We start from the raw sequence: 16,791 nt of genomic DNA, 5'->3' as shown, positions 1-16,791 counted from the left end.
AAAGTACTTAAGTTGGTGGAGGAATCAGAATGAAAAAGAAAATTGCAGAATATGAAGTTGGTGAACAAGTCGATATCTTCTTGTTAATTAAGACAGCGACAAAAGGTATCGCGAGTAATGGAAAGCCATTTTTAACAGTAATCTTACAAGACCAAACTGGAGATATTGAAGCGAAGCTATGGGATGTATCACCAGAAGTTGAGAAACAATATGTAGCAGAAACGATTGTTAAGGTAGCTGGAGATATTCAAAACTATAAAGGGCGCATTCAACTTCGTGTGAAGCAAATTCGCGTTGCAAATGCGAATGAAGTAACAGATATATCAGACTTTGTTGAAAAAGCACCAGTGAAAAAAGAAGATATGGTAGAAAAGATTACACAGTACATATTTGAAATGAGAAACTCAAACATTCAGCGTCTCACAAGACACTTATTAAATAAGCATCAAAGTGAATTTTTAGACTATCCAGCAGCAACGAAAAATCACCATGAGTTTGTATCAGGGCTTGCCTATCATGTTGTATCGATGCTTGATTTAGCGAAAGCCATTGCTACGCTATATCCATCTTTAGATAAAGATTTACTGTATGCAGGTGTTATTTTACATGACCTTGGTAAAGTAATTGAATTGTCTGGTCCAATTTCAACAACGTATACATTGGAAGGAAACCTACTAGGTCACATCTCCATCATGGTAAACGAAATTGGAAAAGCAGCCGATGAACTGAAAATTGAAGGAGAAGAAGTATTAATTCTTCAGCACATCGTTTTATCTCATCACGGCAAAGCTGAATGGGGTAGCCCAAAACCGCCATTAGTAAAAGAAGCGGAAATTCTGCATTACATCGATAATTTAGATGCGAAGATGAACATGATGGACCGTGCGCTTGGACGCACGAAACCAGGTGAATACACAGAACGTGTCTTTGCGCTTGATAATCGTTCGTTTTATAAGCCTACTTTTCATAACTAAATAATACTTATGAGGCAAGTGATTTTAGCGTATAGCTGGGGTTGCTTGCCCTTTTTATTTTTAAAAGTGGCATCGCCATCAAGCTAAGATTTTGAAGTACCCCCTAAACGAAAATTTGGTATCTGTTATAGCAATGAAGTTCATTTTTATCGTTTCGGCTACTACCAATAAGTAGGGTTATGTTAACTAAGTTTGTATATGAGATATAAAAAAACATTTACAATATATATCCAATAATGTTATTGTATATGAAATTAAATGCAATGAAGAGAAGAGTAAATAAAGTGAATTCTATACAGAGAACCCTGGTAGCTGAAAAAGGGTTAGAATTTCTTTATTGAAGCAAGGCTCAGAGCAGCACATTGGAACCCGCTATAGGGGGATAGTGTGACGGGCGCTCCCGTTATAGAGCTAGGGTATAAGTATTTTTGTTGTACCTGATAAGGTTAATATGGTGACATATTAATAAACTGGGGTGGTACCGCGATCTAAAATCTCGTCCTCAAGACACTTAAGTCTTGGGGGTGGGATTTTTTTATTTTGTTTTAAGTGTTGCATTCTATCTGATTATATTTTAGGAGGAATTCAATTGAGTTTTAAAAAAACATTGGAAACTTGGCGGTATCCATCTATCTTATTGTTTAGCATTGGTGTTTCAAGTGTTGGAAGTTGGGTTTACTTTATCGCTCTAAACCTTATCGTCCTTAACATAACAGAGTCGGCTATTGCTGTCTCTGGTTTATATATTATTAGGGCTTTATCAACGTTGTTTACTAATATTTGGTCAGGAAGTCTTGTAGATCGTTTAAATAAAAAATATCTCATGATAGCACTAGATGTCTTTCAGACTGTTCTAATTGCATTATTACCTTTCTTCTCTTCTTTAGGGCTTATATATACTATGGTCTTTCTAATTACAATAGCGAGTTCTATGTACCACTCAACATCGGTAACTTATATCACGAAGTTAATACCAACAGGGCAAAGAAAACGTTTCAATTCTTTGCGTAGCCTACTTGATTCCGGAGCTTTTTTGACTGGACCAGCAATAGCAGGAATGATGTTTACAATTGGTACACCTAATATGGCTATTTATATCAATGCTGTAGCTTTATTTTTATCTGCATTAATTACAGTAGGAATGCCTAATGTAGAATCCGCTGCACAATTAGAAAAAACATCAGATACAACAAAATTATCTCTTAAGCTATTAATAGATGATTGGAAGCTTGTTATTGGATTTAGTCGTAAGTATCTATATATCATGATGATTTATCTTTTGTTTAGTGCGATGATAGTCATGATGACAGCTACAGATTCGCTGGAAGCTGCTTTTGCAACTAGGATACTTTCCTTATCTGAAGGTGAATATGGAGTCTTAGTCAGCATTGCTGGAGCAGGAGTATTAGCAGGTTCTTTATCCAATGCAATAATTATTGAAAAAATACCTACCTCATGGCTTATTGGTATGGGTTCCTTAATAACTGCAGTAGGTTATGTGGTTTTTACATCCTCTAATACCTTTTTTATAGCATCTATAGGAGCTTTTGTTTTGTCATTTGCTACTGCCTTTTCTAATACTGGTTTTTACACATTTTATCAAAACAATATACCTGTTGATGTGATGGGGAGAGTTGTAAGTATTTACGGGTTTATTGAGGCTTTTTTAATTATTACCGTTACTGCAATCTTTGGTATTTCTTCCGAGCTTATATCTATACGATTTGTTGTAGTTTCAGGAGCATTTATAATGTTTTTGGTATCTATTACACTATTTATTTGCAGTGTTCAACCATCAAAAGCGAAATTCTATTCTGATTCACCTGAGCTTAAAGATTCATTTCAATAAAACGATTACATTTTAATTTATACTAAATGTACAGGTAATACTCCCTAATTAACCCAGCTTGTCTGGTTACCCCGTTAAATACTATAAAAAAAGAACTTGTATCGTATACAAGTTCTTTTTTTCGCTTATTTGAATAATATGTCCTTACTATATTGCTTTCCAGCAAGTAAGTCATATTGAATAAGTTTATATTGCTCTAACATTTCTTTTTGTTTATGCGTTAAATCTTTTATTTCTTCTCCATTTTTATCGACCTTTAAATCATCTTTAAGCACTGGTATTTCTTTGTGTAGTTCCGATAAAAACTGATAGAATGGTGATTTATTTAATCCAGCATAATCAAGAACAAGATTTGAAAAATAAATCGGACTTACTAAGCCTAAGTTATCATTTGGCAAATCAAAGTTTGCATACATTAGTAATGGCGTTTCTGACATAGTTAATTTTTCACTTAAAGTTTCTTCATTTTCTATATATCCAGCCTCTTTATAAATAGCCTTATTCGTTCCTAACACTGGCAAGTGGTCCCCAAAGAAGACTAATAAAGTAGGTCTTTCTAACCCATTAAGCTGTTCTATTAAATATTGTAGAGCTTCATCGGAACGCCTTACACCTTCCGTATAGATTTCTAATTCTGCTTTTGATTCTTCATTTGTTAATCCACTAACTTCTATTTTATTTTCTTCAAACCGCTCTGGATTATATGGAAAATGATTTTGCATCGTCACCGCATGAATAAATGTAGGCTGTTTTCTCTTATTCAATTCATCTATTATTTCTTTACTCATAGATAAATCACTAATATTGTCTCCAGCTAATTCTTTATTTTTCATCGTATCTTCTGCATTAAAGTTATCAAATCCAAATGTATTATATACATCGTCCCGTTTATAAAACGCTCGATTAAAAGCATGAATTGCACTCGCATAGTACCCTTGCTTTTTCAATTCACTTGCGATGGATGGAATTTCTTTCTGACCTGTAGCAGCTTGTTGATATGGTATAGAACCAGGCATTAACAAACTCATTGAATAACTCGTTAACGCTTCAAATTCTGTATTCGCTGTATTTCCCCCAAATGTAGGAGCTATTGTTTGTCCACCTGGAAAACTCTCAATATAATGATGTAAATTCGCCACCGGATCTTCACTAAATGAAAGGTTCGTTAGTTTTGTAGGATCCCAAAAAGCCTCGCTCATAAGAAATATAATATTCGGTTTCTCTGCTTTTTTTTGTTCTCCCACATTATCGCCATATTGTTTCTTTATATTCTCTGCAATTTGAAGCATATTTTCTTTTGAATATTCTTCTGGTTCCTGGATGACCGTTGTATCTAAGTTACTTAAAAACCCCAAAACCAAACCATTTTGACCATAGTTCATATTTTGATTCCACAAAGGGAAGTATATCCCCCCATTTGCAAATAACTTATTCACAAATGTATTAGGGTAATTACTAAACGAATATACCATAAACACGGATGCACATATTAAAACAATCCTCATACTAATATGGATTTTTATAGAGTTAATGTGTTTTCGAATATAAAAAACTACAAATATAAATAAAGCTATACTAATGATTACTATCAATATATTTTTCAAACTAAAATAATCCATAACCATCGGTATAACGGACTGCATATGCCCGATTTGTGTAAAGTCAGACGGATAAAGCGGCTCTCCTCTGAACATAATTTTGAAATAATTAACAATCGCTAAAATAATTAAAGAACAACTAGTTAATATTACACTTGGTAAAATTTTACCAAATAAATTATAAACTAAAATATACACCATATAAATGAATACCAAGCTGAATAGGTACTGTGCATACTGCAAATAAATCCAATTATTCACAAGTGAATAATTCATATTTTCTTGTATGAATATATAAAGCCAAGCTATTAAATGAGCTATTACAAACAATAAAATATGAATTCTTATAGATGGTCTAAGTCTATTGGTTATCCCTTTATTCAAATAAACAATAAAAAATAGTATACTCCATAAAATTATAGTAACTATACTTAATGTGATTCCCTCATTAAAAAATAGCTTAGTCTTCTCTAATTCGAAATAGCCTAGCGTGATAAAAAACAACATTTCTAAAAAAATGGTCCACATTCCGCTAATAATGAAAGAAAGTAATGGGTTCCTTCTTGCTTGCTGAACAGAAAAATTAAAACGCAATTCATTTCTTCTTTGTTTCTGAGCTACAAAATCCAAATGCAATTTATTCCCTCTTTTCGTTTCTTTGTTTCACCTCGCATCAGTAAAAACATTATACTCTCAATCTTCATATCTATTTTTATTATACATATATAACCTTAAATATTCCTTAAAAAACAACACTTTTTCGTATTTTTTATAACCTGATAGAATCGAAAAAGTGCAAGCATACTGTATATACAAACTATATCGAGGGTGTTGCAAAACTAAAATAAATATGCAATGTTATGAACCGAAAAAACTAGCTGAACATGCAACAAAAAAAGCCTCTCAAATAAACCGAGAGACCCTTTAAAATAAAAATCACTTTTGACACAAAACAATGATTTTATATGGTGTAGTTTGAGCTGGTATACTCATTGTTGTAAGACCATAAATAACTATTAAATTTCGATTCGCAAGATTCCCTGTAAAAAATTGGCCATTTGTTAATAAAATTTGAGTAGAAGGAGAAATATTTAATTTTAATTTTCCATCACTACTCTCTAACTGTTCATTAAAATTATCTACTTTTACATTTTGAGAGGGTATATATTTCGCTATAACAATTGCTTGAAATTGTGGTGGGAAAATGAGAGGAACAGGGACGTTAGCATCGTAAAATCCAGTTACTTTATCTCCTACTACTACCGCTGCGTAGTCAATAAAATAAGTATTTGGTTTCACTACAAAATTTACTAGAGTCCCATAACCATTATCTACGGATATTAATTTATTACATCCTATTTCTTCATTTGATCCTGTTACAAAATCGTTAATCATAGTGATTGTACCATCAAATGATTGAAAGTTTTTCATTCTAATACCTCTTTTGTTTATATAGTTAAACTTTTATCGTTACTCTATAATTTTTAAAAACATGTAAATGAAATAATCCTTCTCGTATCAATTCCAAAAATAACCCAAAACCTACCGTTCCATCTAAAACCAGCAACAGACCTYGGTCCTACAAAAATYGGAWAATACCAAAAYTGTTCACCATTACTAAGCCATATATAGGTATTTCGAAATAAACAGAATGAAATTGCTCCTGGATCAACAGCAAATGGTGAAGCAGTTGATTGTTGAGGAATAAATGATGGAGGAGGAGATGTTGGAGCTTGTGAACTTTGCTGTCCTGGTGCACCCGGAAAACCTGGTGTCCCTGGGGAACCTGGTGCACCCGGAAAACTTGGCATTCCCGGAAAACCTGGTGCACTCGGAAAACTTGGCATTCCCGGTATACTTGGAATCTGAGGAACAGGGAATTGACGATCGAAGTATTGATTATAATTTATATAAGGAAAATATATTGACCCATTATACATTTAAAAACCACCTCTTTACTTTTAAAATTTCCTAAAGTATTAATATGTAATATTTTCCGTATAGGAAGCTTATTCACTTCCTATACGGAAAATATTTTTAATAAGGCGGATATCAAACATAAAAGTATTACCCTTTGTTTTTGGATGTGAGCGCAGTGGCTGAAGTGAATCGAAGCGGGGGGCTAGCCCCTTCTAGTGTCATAAACATATAGAGTAAAAGGTATTTTATGAAAAGCCTCTTTGGTTATAGAAGAGAGTAAATTAAACAAAAAAGTAGGGAAAACCCAGTTATATCAATGGTTTTGGGGATTTTAGATGCTTAACTTTTTAATTAATTTGTTTTTTAGTGATGTCGGGGTTTTTGAGCCTACTATTGCAAAGTTAATGAGAAAGCTACAAGCAAACAACTTCATCAAGAAAAAGCAAAATGGCGTTTATATCGTAAATCTTAACATTATGATGAAAGGGAACGATACAAAACGACAAATATTATTAAGTTATTACGAAGAAGATAAACCTTTAAATTCCATTGAGGTTTTAAGAGAAAAACAAAAAGCTATTCCAAAACAAAAAATAGCCAAGAATGAATCAAAAAATTGGAGATGAAAGATAATGATTGAGAGCATTGAATTAAATATTTACCTAGATAATGACACAGTATCATTTAGTGTATCCCCTGTACAAACAGAGGTTATATTTAAAGCATTAGGATTGCAATTTGATCCAAACACACAAACAGTAAGTGCATTTAGTAGCAACAGTTTACAAAAGCATATTCTTCCTAAAGTAAATTTTTCACCCCAATAAAAAGCATTACACCAATCGGTATAATGCTTTTTATTTATGAGGTAGGTTTTAATTGTGTCTTTCGAGTTGAATATTCTAACAATTATTTCTCAATCAACTTAAAAGAGGGATTCTGTATACAATTTGTGGAATTGTGTTAACATTCAGTTTATTGTAGATGAAAATGAAGGGGATGAATTGTTGTGAGCACACATGTAGTAACGAAAGAACAAATGAAACATTCACTAGACACTTGGTATCAAGTAATGTTGCAACAACAAGTGGAAAAAGCGACACGATGTAAAGAAGAAATTGATAATAACCTGAATCAGGTAGAAGCAAATCAGGATGTATTATTGTATTATGCATTATTAAATTTCAGATACAATGTCCTGACTGGGTTGCGGTTAAAGAAGATAGTTTTGATAGAGTAGAATCTTTTGAAATTCCGAMAGAAGGGCTTCTAGCATATTATTATCATTTTTTTAAAGGCTTTCATTTGAGACTTATCACAAACTATACAGAAGCAAAAGAGCAGTTTGATCAAGCTGAAAAACTATTACAATACATTACAAATCCATTCGAAAAGGCTGAATTTAACTATAGGTTAGGAGAATTTTATTATCACTCATACCAACAAGTAAAAGCAATTGATTTCATTCAAAAAGCAAAAGAGGAATTTTCTAAGCAATCAGGATATGAAATCAATCTTGCATTATGTGAAAATATATACGGACTATGTTGTATTGATTTAAAACAATTTGAGTTAGCTGAAGAAACATTGAACGCTACATTAGATGTATTCCAAAAAACAAATCATGAAAAATATATCCTCATGGTACGCAATAACTTAGGTTTACTGTATGCAAATCAAAATGTATCCGAATCCGCAATTCGTCACTTATCAGAAGTAACAAAGAAATCTCCAAATCATTTCCGAGCATTGTATTTAGAAGCTGATGAAAATTTGAAATTAAATCGTTCAGATATTGCTGAATCATTAATAGAAAAAGGATTGCATATTTGTAATCAATTTAAAAATCAGGAGTATCAATATCGTTTTATGATTTTAAAAGAAATGAATACTAATATAAATGCATTCGAAAAGGCTGTTTTAAAAGGAATTATGTACTTTGAAAAAGAAGAATTATTTGATTGTATTGAAGAGTATGCAGAGCGTTTAGCTGATAAATTCTACAATGAAAACAATCATGAAAAAGCAAGCAAATATTATCACATGAGTAAAGAAGCAAGAAAAAAACAAATAAAAAAAGGAGCGTTAAAATGATGAAAAAAATTATCTTAACAGCAGTAGGTTTTGCATTTACGTTATCTATTACAGCTGGATTTAGTGATTTTAACAATGTGGCTTTAAACAAAGGGGACACGGGAGGAGCACCTTCTAATAGCCACGCAGATTTTTCAGCACCAAAAGAAATTTAAGTAAATTTACAGCAAAAACAGAAGAACGTTTTCCTGAACTAACTAACAGGACGTTCTTCTTTTATTTTTTTCTTTATTCTTCATTTCTATAAGTATATAAAAATTTTGAAAAATGATTGACCTACTTTTTATTTGTAACTATAATGATTACAAGAGGGTTGAACAGTACGAAAATAATCAAATACAAGAAATATCCMAATGCTTACTTAGAGGGAAAGTATATTTTTTTAACACAGTTGTAACTAAAATGGTTACAACTGTGTCGGCTATAAAATAATGACAAAAAGTGAAAGCTTATTGTAAGTGTATTTGTTCATAGTTACAGTAACAGAAAGGAGACAATTAACTTGAAACAATTAAAGTTCTATATAATTAGTGGTCTTTCACTTGTATTATTAATGGTTTGTAATATCGTTGAGAAACCGACAGCGAAAGTAGAAGAAGTAAAAAATACTGTTGCAACAAAATTAAACACAAAAGAAAAAATGGCAGAAATAGATGGACAAACGATATATTTTAAACAAATTGGTGAAGGGAAACCACCGCTGCTCATGCTTCATGGGTTTGGGGGTTCTTCTGATGGATTTGGTGATATTTATCCAGAATTAGCGAAAGATCATACGATTATTGCAGTGGATATTTTAGGGTTTGGACGTTCTTCTAAGCCGATGGATTTCCAGTATTCATTTCCTGCACAAGCAAATTTATATTATAAGTTAATGAAAAAACTAGGCTATGATAAGTTTGCGCTGCTCGGTCATTCCATGGGGGGAGAGATTTCTCTTAATTTAACGTACTTATATCCTGAGGCGATTACGCACCTTATTTTAGCGGACTCGACAGGGATAGAATCTTTCCAGCAAAAAGAAGGTTTCCAAAAGCCAAAGTTATCAGTTGATGTAAATACGGTATCTACCATTACGGATTATGATAAAAATGAAGTGAAAAATAGACGGGATGATAAAGAACATTATAGTGAACTGACGAAAATGAGGGAGCGCCGCATTGCGATGGATGCAGATGAGATTAAGGTGCCGACGTTAATTATTTGGGGTAGAAATGATAAAAGCGTTCCGTGGAAAAATGGTGAAACGTATCATCAACTATTTAAAAATAGTACATTCCATATTATTGAAAAAGGTTATCATGCTCCGTTCCGTCAAGAGCCGGAAGAGTTTATGAAATATGTCCAAGCTTTTTTTGAAGAGCATGCTGTATCTATCAATGAATAGAATTTTATAATTATAAACCCGTTCCTTCTTTCATAATTAAGAAGATGATTCGAACGAAAGTTCTGCTATTTAGGGCAGAACTTTTTTATTTTGCTATCTTATGTATTTCACCCTGCATAAAAAAATATTTCTCAACATTTTATTTATTGAAAAATATTGAATATTCATCATAATACGAATATTATATTGTTATCGACAAAAAAAACGATAATTCGCAAACATCGGGGAGGAAATGCATTGAAAAAGAATAAGAAGTTAAAACCCTTGTCAGTATTAGCAACAGCGGCAGTGCTAAGTAGTACTTTTGCTTTTGGAAGTCATGCAGCGTATGCTGAGACACCAACATCATCTCTACCAATAGATGAGCATTTAATACCGGAGGAGCGTTTGGCAGAAGCGCTAAAACAACGGGGAGTAATTGATCAATCTGCATCACAAGCTGAGACATCAAAGGCTGTTGAAAAGTATGTTGAGAAAAAGAAAGGGGAAAACCCTGGGAAAGAAGTAATTGCAGGGGATAGTCTTACGCAAGAAGCTTCTGATTTTATGAAAAAAGTAAAAGATGCAAAAATGAAGGAAAATGAACAGGCGCAGCAGCCAACAGCAGGACCAGTAGCTGGACAAGATGCAGGATTGAATCCTAGGAAATTAAATGGAAAAGTACCTACTACACCAGCGAAGCAAGAAGAGTACAATGGAACTGTTCGAAAAGATAAAGTGCTTGTTTTACTCGTAGAATTTAGCGATTTTAAACATAATAATATTGATCAAGCGCCAGGATATATGTATGCTAAGGACTTTAATCGTGAGCATTATCAAAAAATGTTATTTGGTGATGAGCCATTTACGCTATTTGATGGGTCAAAAATTAATACATTCAAGCAATATTATGAAGAGCAATCAGGTGGTAGCTACACAGTTGATGGAACTGTAACGGAGTGGCTTACTGTTCCAGGAAAAGCTTCTGATTATGGTGCAGATGCTGGAACTGGTCATGATAATAAAGGGCCTTTAGGGCCGCGTGATTTTGTGAAGGAAGCATTAAAAGCAGCAGTAGAAAAAGGGATAAATTTAGCTGATTTTGACCAGTTTGATCAGTACGATCAAGATGGTGACGGAAATAAAAATGAGTCAGACGGCATTATTGATCATTTAATGGTTGTTCATGCGGGAGTAGGACAAGAAGCTGGTGGCGGTAAATTGAAAGACGATGCGATTTGGTCTCACCGTTCAAAACTTGGATCAAAACCATATGCAATTGATGGAACAAAAGCTTCTGTTCCGAATTGGGGCGGAAAGATGGCTGCATACGATTATACAATCGAGCCTGAAGATGGAGCGGTTGGTGTGTTTGCCCATGAGTACGGTCATGATTTAGGTTTACCGGATGAGTACGATACAAAGTACACTGGACAAGGTGAACCAGTTGAATCTTGGTCTATTATGAGCGGCGGCAGCTGGGCTGGAAAGATTGCAGGAACAGAGCCAACAAGTTTTTCACCACAAAATAAAGAGTTTTTCCAAAAGAATATGAAGGGTAACTGGGCGAATATCGTTGAGGTAGATTATGATAAACTTCGCACGGGAATCGGTGCTGCAACATATTTAGACCAAAGTGTTACGAAATCAAACCGACCAGGAATCGTTCGCGTTAATTTGCCGGACAAAGATATAAAAAATATCGAATCGGCATTTGGCAAGAAGTTTTATTACAGTACAAAAGGAAATGACATTTATACAACACTTGAGACACCAGTATTTGATTTAACAAATGCAACGAATGCTAAGTTTGATTATAAGGCATTCTATGAGCTTGAAGCGAAGTATGATTTCCTTGACGTGTACGCTATTGCAGAAGATGGAACGAAGACACGCATTGATAGAATGGGTGAAAAAGATGTAAAAGGCGGTATGGATACAACTGATGGTAAGTGGGTTGATAAATCATACGATTTAAGCCAATTCAAAGGGAAAAAAGTAAAATTACAGTTTGAATATTTAACAGATATTGCAGTAGCTTATAAAGGATTTGCTTTAGACAATGCAAGCTTAACTGTCGATGGTAAAGTTGCTTTTTCTGATGATGCAGAAGGACAACCAGCAATGACGTTAAAAGGATTTACTGTGTCTAACGGATTTGAACAGAAAAAACATAACTATTATGTAGAGTGGAGAAATTACGCTGGTTCTGACATGGCGTTACAACATGCGCGTGGCCCAGTATTTAATACAGGAATGGTTGTATGGTATGCGGATCAAAGCTTTACAGATAACTGGGTAGGCGTTCATCCAGGTGAAGGATTCTTAGGCGTAGTAGATTCTCATCCAGAGGCAATCGTAGGTACATTAAACGGACAACCGACTGTGAAAAGCAGTACGCGTTATCAAATTGCAGATGCTGCATTCTCATTTGATCAAACGCCAGCATGGAAAGTAGATTCACCAGCTCGCGGTATCTTTGATTATAAAGGATTACCAGGCGTTGCGAAATTCGATGATTCTAAGCAGTATATCAACAGCATGATTCCAGATGCAGGACGTAAGTTGCCGAAACTAGGATTAAAGTTTGAAGTAGTAGGCCAAGCAGAAGACAAGTCTGCAGGTGCAGTTTGGATTCATCAATAGAATTTTAAAGACAGTACTTCTATCTACGGTGATTGTAGATGGGAGTACTGCTTTACTTGTTTGAAAAAGAAATTGTCATAACTCTTGTCCTACCCTCATACAGTGAAACTAACAAGGCTTGTCTTAGGAAGGGAAGGAAATCAAGTGGAAACTTTACCATGGTGGATCTATCTTGTTATTATCGGGATTGTCGTAAGTGGCTACATGGTTTTATATACTTCAAAAAAAGAGCAAGAGATGGATAATGAGTTTATTGAAAAAGAAGGCGAAGTATATATGAAGCGCTTAGAGGAAGAACGAGAGCGACGTAATCAAGAGAGTGATAAGGATTCTGTATTGCTTTAATCCTAGTAAAGAGTGAGTAACTAATCGGTTATTCACTCTTTTTTTGCGCCATCATTATATTGGCGATTTTTAAAATATATCGATCGTTTCTCTTCATATATCGGCGCTTCGACATAGGATATCGACCGTTCGACAAAATCTGGCAGCAAGAGACCTAAAAGTTTCTCCTACCATCTTTTCTTTTCGCTTAAATTGTGTACTATAAAAGGTAGGATGACGTAAAGAAGGGGAATTTTTGAATGGAATTTCATGAACAAAATATTTTGCCAGCTGTTCGGCAAATAAAAGACTTAGAAAAGTTACTATATAGTTCTTATGAGTATATTGTTATTTTAGACATTCATATCGGTCAATTGAAAAGTGTTGTGAAACTGGCGAAGCAGCATTGTAAAAAGGTATTTTTACATGTCGATTTAATTCACGGTTTGCAAAGCGATGGCCATGCGACAGAGTTTTTATGCCAAGAGTATAAGCCATATGGACTATTGTCGACAAAGGCAAGTGTAATTATGAAGGCGAAGCAAAAGGGTGTTGTCTCGATTCAACGTATCTTTTTAATTGATTCGAGTGCGATGGAAAAGAGTTGTAACCTGTTAGAAAAAACAAAACCAGATTATATTGAGGTGCTTCCCGGAGCTTTAACAGGTGTGATTGCTGAGGTGAAAGAACGGACGGGCGTACCGATTTTAGCAGGCGGATTTATTCGTACGGTTGATGATGTAGAAAGAGCGTTATCCGCTGGTGCGACGGCGATTACAACGTCGAAAAAAGAACTCTGGAAACATTACCAAAAATAGAAAAAGCTTTCTTTTAGGCGGGAGAGAGGATCCGTTTGAGCATAGAAGCGGTCAGTACCTAATTTCGCCTTATGCTTTGTACAAACAAAGGGAGAAAGTGAGTGAAAGACCGCTTTTTCTCGTAACAGTGGCTTGTATGTTGAGAAAAATAAAAAGTGTCGAAAATGTGAAAAAAATGTATTGACACCGCTTTCATTTGAGGTTAACATTATAGATAAGTTAATAAACGTGACGGAGAAAAGAAGAGATCCACATTTCATTGTTTCTATATTTTTTATATAGAAGCATGCCAGGTGTGGATCTTTTTCTTTTGAAAAAAAACGAATGGCCATTCATTTTACCTCTATCACATTGGAATCATTTAAATTGATTGTGGAGGGATTTTATGTCAGCATTTTTAGGGGAGTTAATAGGGACAGCGTTGTTAATCGTTCTTGGTGGCGGCGTTTGTGCAGGCGTAAGTTTAAAGAAGTCGTTTGCTAAGGATTCTGGTTGGATTGTTATTACGATGGGCTGGGGCTTAGCGGTTGCCATCGCAGCATATGCAGTAGGATCAATTAGCGGGGCGCATTTAAATCCGGCAGTAACACTTGGACTTGCTTTTAAAGGAGCGCTTCCATGGAATGATGTACCAGGTTATATCGCAGCGCAAATGATTGGGGCAATCATCGGTGCAATTATCGTATATTTACATTACTTACCTCATTGGAAAGAAACAGAAGACCCAGGTACAAAATTAGGCGTTTTTGCAACAGGACCAGCAATTCCGAATACATTTGCAAACCTTTTAAGTGAAATGATTGGAACATTCGTTTTAGTATTTGGTATATTAGCAATTGGTGCAAATAAATTTGCGGATGGTTTAAATCCATTCATCGTAGGTTTCTTAATTGTAAGTATTGGTTTATCATTAGGTGGAACAACAGGTTATGCGATTAACCCAGCTCGTGATTTAGGACCTCGTATTGCACACTTCTTCTTACCGATTCCGGGTAAAGGTGGATCAAACTGGAAATATGCATGGATTCCGGTAGTAGGACCGATTTTAGGTGGATCACTTGCAGGTTTATTCCATCAAGTTGTATTTGAAGGAAAACAAAATGCAGCACTTATTTATGTGATAATTGCAACTGTGATTGTACTAGCAATCTCTTATATGACAAGTAAAAAGAGCCAAAATAATACAAATAGTAGAAAAGTAGCATAAGGGGGAACCGATTATGAAAAAATACATTCTTTCATTAGACCAAGGAACAACAAGCTCACGTGCAATCCTTTTTAATAAAGAAGGTAAAATTGTTCATTCAGCTCAAAAAGAATTTACACAACATTTTCCAAAGCCAGGTTGGGTAGAGCATAATGCACAAGAAATTTGGGGATCAATTTTAGCGGTTATTGCAACTTGTTTAAGTGAAGTGGACGTAAAGCCAGAGCAAATTGCTGGTATCGGGATTACAAACCAACGTGAAACAGCGGTTGTTTGGGATAAAGAAACTGGTAAACCAATCTATAACGCAATCGTATGGCAATCTCGTCAAACAGCTGAAATTTGTGAAGAGTTAAAAGAAAAAGGTTATAGCGAAATGGTTCGTGAAAAAACAGGTCTTTTAATTGATGCGTACTTCTCTGGTACGAAAGTAAAATGGATTTTAGATAACGTTGAAGGTGCAAGAGARAAAGCRGAAMRYGGCGARTTATTATTCGGWACAATTGATACATGGCTTGTATGGAAATTGTCTGGYGGTAAAGCGCACRTAACAGAYTAYTCAAAYGCATCACGTACATTAATGTTTAATATTCACGACCTGCAGTGGGATGATGAGCTTCTAGACATGTTAGAAGTGCCGAAAAGCATGCTTCCAGAAGTACGTCAATCTTCTGAAGTATATGCCCATACAGTTGATTATCATTTCTTTAACCAAAATATACCAATCGCAGGTATCGCAGGTGACCAACAAGCAGCGTTATTTGGACAAGCTTGCTTCGGTGAAGGTATGGCGAAGAATACATACGGAACTGGTTGCTTTATGTTAATGAATACAGGTGAAAAAGCAGTTGCGTCTGAGCATGGCCTATTAACAACGATTGCATGGGGTTTAAATGGTAAAGTTGAATATGCATTAGAAGGAAGTATTTTCGTAGCAGGTTCTGCAATTCAATGGTTACGTGATGGCATGCGTATGTTTAAAGATGCAAGTGATAGCGAAGAATACGCATCTCGCGTTGAATCTACTGACGGTGTATATGTTGTTCCAGCATTCGTAGGACTAGGAACACCGTACTGGGATAGTGAAGTACGAGGAGCAGTATTTGGCGTCACGCGCGGAACAACGAAAGAACACTTTATCCGTGCAACGCTAGAATCATTAGCATACCAAACAAAAGATGTATTGTGTGCAATGGAAGCAGATTCAGGTATTGAACTGAAAACATTACGCGTTGATGGAGGAGCGGTTAAGAATAACTTCTTAATGCAATTCCAAAGTGATATGTTAGATGTTCCAGTAGAGCGTCCAGAAGTGAATGAAACAACGGCTTTAGGTGCAGCATATTTAGCAGGTCTTGCAGTTGGATATTGGGAAAACCAAGACGAAATTAAGGCGCAGTGGAATATGGACAAGCGCTTTGCACCAGCAATGGAAGCGGAAACAAGTGAAGAGCTATATGCTGGTTGGAAAAAGGCAATTGAAGCAACAAAAGCTTTTAAATAATTATAAACAGTGTTATAATGATGATAAGTTAATAATTCGGTAGGAGATTTGGAGAGACCACAACACGCTATAGAAGCGAATTCTATAGCGGAGTTTGTGGTCTCTTTTTTCGTTATCAAAGGGAGGAATTACCATGAAATTTTCAAGTGAACAACGTAAAGACGTATTAAACGGAGTAAATAAACAAGAGTTAGATGTGATCGTAATTGGTGGAGGTATTACTGGTTCTGGTATTGCATTAGATGGAGCAACACGCGGTTTATCAACAATTGTGTTTGAAATGCAAGACTTTGCAGCAGGTACATCAAGTCGTTCAACGAAGCTTGTACACGGTGGTTTACGTTATTTGAAACAACTTGAAGTGAAAATGGTAGCAGAAGTTGGGAAAGAGCGTGCGATCGTATATGAGAATGGTCCCCATGTAACAACACCAGAGTGGATGTTACTTCCGTTCCATAAAGGCGGTACATTCGGTTCATTCAGTACATCAA

The 16,791-nt window shown here is 35.1% G+C and carries 16 protein-coding genes, 1 pseudogene and 1 other annotated feature; of the genes and pseudogenes, 13 read left to right on the top strand and 4 right to left on the bottom strand.

The window, feature by feature from the left end; translation table 11 throughout:
• The first annotated feature begins 29 nt into the window (after positions 1-29).
• Both yhaM and AC1DIT_RS11375 read left to right on the top strand, forming a co-directional pair.
• Positions 30-974 (top strand): 3'-5' exoribonuclease YhaM, encoded by a 945-nt coding sequence (gene yhaM / locus AC1DIT_RS11380; protein WP_003195696.1) that lies wholly within the window; start codon positions 30-32, stop codon positions 972-974.
• 254 nt (positions 975-1,228) lie between these two features.
• Positions 1,229-1,481 (top strand) — a binding site (T-box leader).
• An 82-nt stretch (positions 1,482-1,563) separates the two neighbouring features.
• A complete protein-coding gene (locus tag AC1DIT_RS11375; RefSeq protein ID WP_016113622.1) occupies positions 1,564-2,823 on the top strand; it encodes an MFS transporter in 1,260 nt (419 codons plus the stop codon).
• Positions 2,824-2,948: 125 nt separating this feature from the next.
• Here the strand turns inward: AC1DIT_RS11375 and AC1DIT_RS11370 are convergent, their stop codons facing one another.
• The 3 genes from AC1DIT_RS11370 to AC1DIT_RS11360 form a co-directional block, all read right to left on the bottom strand.
• Positions 2,949-5,057: an LTA synthase family protein gene (locus AC1DIT_RS11370; protein WP_016132551.1), complete on the bottom strand. Its 2,109-nt coding sequence runs from the start codon at positions 5,055-5,057 to the stop codon at positions 2,949-2,951.
• A 300-nt stretch (positions 5,058-5,357) separates the two neighbouring features.
• Positions 5,358-5,852, bottom strand: coding sequence for a hypothetical protein (locus AC1DIT_RS11365; RefSeq protein WP_016113624.1), 495 nt, complete (start codon positions 5,850-5,852; stop codon positions 5,358-5,360).
• 53 nt (positions 5,853-5,905) lie between these two features.
• Complete coding sequence (locus AC1DIT_RS11360) at positions 5,906-6,361, bottom strand: collagen-like protein (protein ID WP_476998195.1); 456 nt, start codon at positions 6,359-6,361, stop codon at positions 5,906-5,908.
• A gap of 315 nt (positions 6,362-6,676) precedes the next feature.
• Between AC1DIT_RS11360 and AC1DIT_RS11355 the strand changes: the two genes are divergently transcribed.
• The 8 genes and pseudogenes from AC1DIT_RS11355 to AC1DIT_RS11320 all read left to right on the top strand — a co-directional run bounded on the left by AC1DIT_RS11355 (position 6,677) and on the right by AC1DIT_RS11320 (position 13,589).
• Positions 6,677-6,967: a replication/maintenance protein RepL gene (locus tag AC1DIT_RS11355; RefSeq protein ID WP_016113626.1), complete on the top strand. Its 291-nt coding sequence runs from the start codon at positions 6,677-6,679 to the stop codon at positions 6,965-6,967.
• 6 nt (positions 6,968-6,973) lie between these two features.
• On the top strand, positions 6,974-7,168 hold the full coding sequence (locus tag AC1DIT_RS11350) for a hypothetical protein (RefSeq protein ID WP_016132552.1): 195 nt from the start codon (positions 6,974-6,976) through the stop codon (positions 7,166-7,168).
• A gap of 182 nt (positions 7,169-7,350) precedes the next feature.
• Positions 7,351-8,435 (top strand): annotated as a pseudogene (locus tag AC1DIT_RS11345) (response regulator aspartate phosphatase).
• Positions 8,435-8,590, top strand: a complete 156-nt coding sequence (locus tag AC1DIT_RS11340) for a hypothetical protein (protein ID WP_176505851.1) — start codon at positions 8,435-8,437, stop codon at positions 8,588-8,590. The pseudogene AC1DIT_RS11345 and the gene AC1DIT_RS11340 overlap by 1 nt, the downstream one beginning before the upstream one ends.
• 347 nt (positions 8,591-8,937) lie before the next feature.
• A complete protein-coding gene (locus AC1DIT_RS11335; protein WP_016132556.1) occupies positions 8,938-9,822 on the top strand; it encodes an alpha/beta fold hydrolase in 885 nt (294 codons plus the stop codon).
• Positions 9,823-10,059: 237 nt separating this feature from the next.
• Complete coding sequence (locus AC1DIT_RS11330) at positions 10,060-12,447, top strand: immune inhibitor A domain-containing protein (RefSeq protein ID WP_016132557.1); 2,388 nt, start codon at positions 10,060-10,062, stop codon at positions 12,445-12,447.
• Between the two features lie 144 nt (positions 12,448-12,591).
• Positions 12,592-12,792, top strand: coding sequence for a sporulation YhaL family protein (locus tag AC1DIT_RS11325; RefSeq protein WP_016113651.1), 201 nt, complete (start codon positions 12,592-12,594; stop codon positions 12,790-12,792).
• A gap of 239 nt (positions 12,793-13,031) precedes the next feature.
• Positions 13,032-13,589, top strand: coding sequence for a glycerol-3-phosphate responsive antiterminator (locus AC1DIT_RS11320; RefSeq protein ID WP_016132558.1), 558 nt, complete (start codon positions 13,032-13,034; stop codon positions 13,587-13,589).
• Here AC1DIT_RS11320 and AC1DIT_RS11315 read toward each other — a convergent pair.
• Positions 13,577-13,921, bottom strand: coding sequence for a hypothetical protein (locus AC1DIT_RS11315; protein WP_016132559.1), 345 nt, complete (start codon positions 13,919-13,921; stop codon positions 13,577-13,579). The genes AC1DIT_RS11320 and AC1DIT_RS11315 overlap by 13 nt on opposite strands.
• A gap of 53 nt (positions 13,922-13,974) precedes the next feature.
• Between AC1DIT_RS11315 and glpF the strand changes: the two genes are divergently transcribed.
• The 3 genes from glpF to AC1DIT_RS11300 form a co-directional block, all read left to right on the top strand.
• Positions 13,975-14,796 carry a glycerol uptake facilitator protein GlpF gene (gene glpF, locus AC1DIT_RS11310; protein ID WP_016113653.1) on the top strand — a complete coding sequence of 274 codons (822 nt, stop codon included), beginning with the start codon at positions 13,975-13,977 and terminating at the stop codon, positions 14,794-14,796.
• Between the two features lie 13 nt (positions 14,797-14,809).
• A complete protein-coding gene (glpK, locus tag AC1DIT_RS11305; RefSeq protein WP_476998194.1) occupies positions 14,810-16,300 on the top strand; it encodes a glycerol kinase GlpK in 1,491 nt (496 codons plus the stop codon).
• Positions 16,301-16,433: 133 nt separating this feature from the next.
• The coding region (locus tag AC1DIT_RS11300) for an FAD-dependent oxidoreductase (protein ID WP_476998193.1) at positions 16,434-16,791 on the top strand (358 nt) is incomplete at its 3' end.

It is taken from the genome of Bacillus sp. 05T22, from assembly GCF_056396765.1.
The sequence above is the reverse complement of the archived record's forward strand: the minus strand, read 5'-3'. Positions and strand labels throughout refer to the sequence as shown.

Coding starts and splice junctions, on each gene's coding strand:
- AC1DIT_RS11365 (WP_016113624.1), bottom strand. CDS start 5,852: ATGAAAAACTTTCAATCATTTGATGGTACAATCACTATGATTAACGAT.
- glpF (WP_016113653.1), top strand. CDS start 13,975: ATGTCAGCATTTTTAGGGGAGTTAATAGGGACAGCGTTGTTAATCGTT.
- AC1DIT_RS11320 (WP_016132558.1), top strand. CDS start 13,032: ATGGAATTTCATGAACAAAATATTTTGCCAGCTGTTCGGCAAATAAAA.
- yhaM (WP_003195696.1), top strand. CDS start 30: ATGAAAAAGAAAATTGCAGAATATGAAGTTGGTGAACAAGTCGATATC.
- AC1DIT_RS11340 (WP_176505851.1), top strand. CDS start 8,435: ATGAAAAAAATTATCTTAACAGCAGTAGGTTTTGCATTTACGTTATCT.
- AC1DIT_RS11355 (WP_016113626.1), top strand. CDS start 6,677: ATGCTTAACTTTTTAATTAATTTGTTTTTTAGTGATGTCGGGGTTTTT.
- AC1DIT_RS11350 (WP_016132552.1), top strand. CDS start 6,974: ATGATTGAGAGCATTGAATTAAATATTTACCTAGATAATGACACAGTA.
- AC1DIT_RS11315 (WP_016132559.1), bottom strand. CDS start 13,921: ATGGCCATTCGTTTTTTTTCAAAAGAAAAAGATCCACACCTGGCATGC.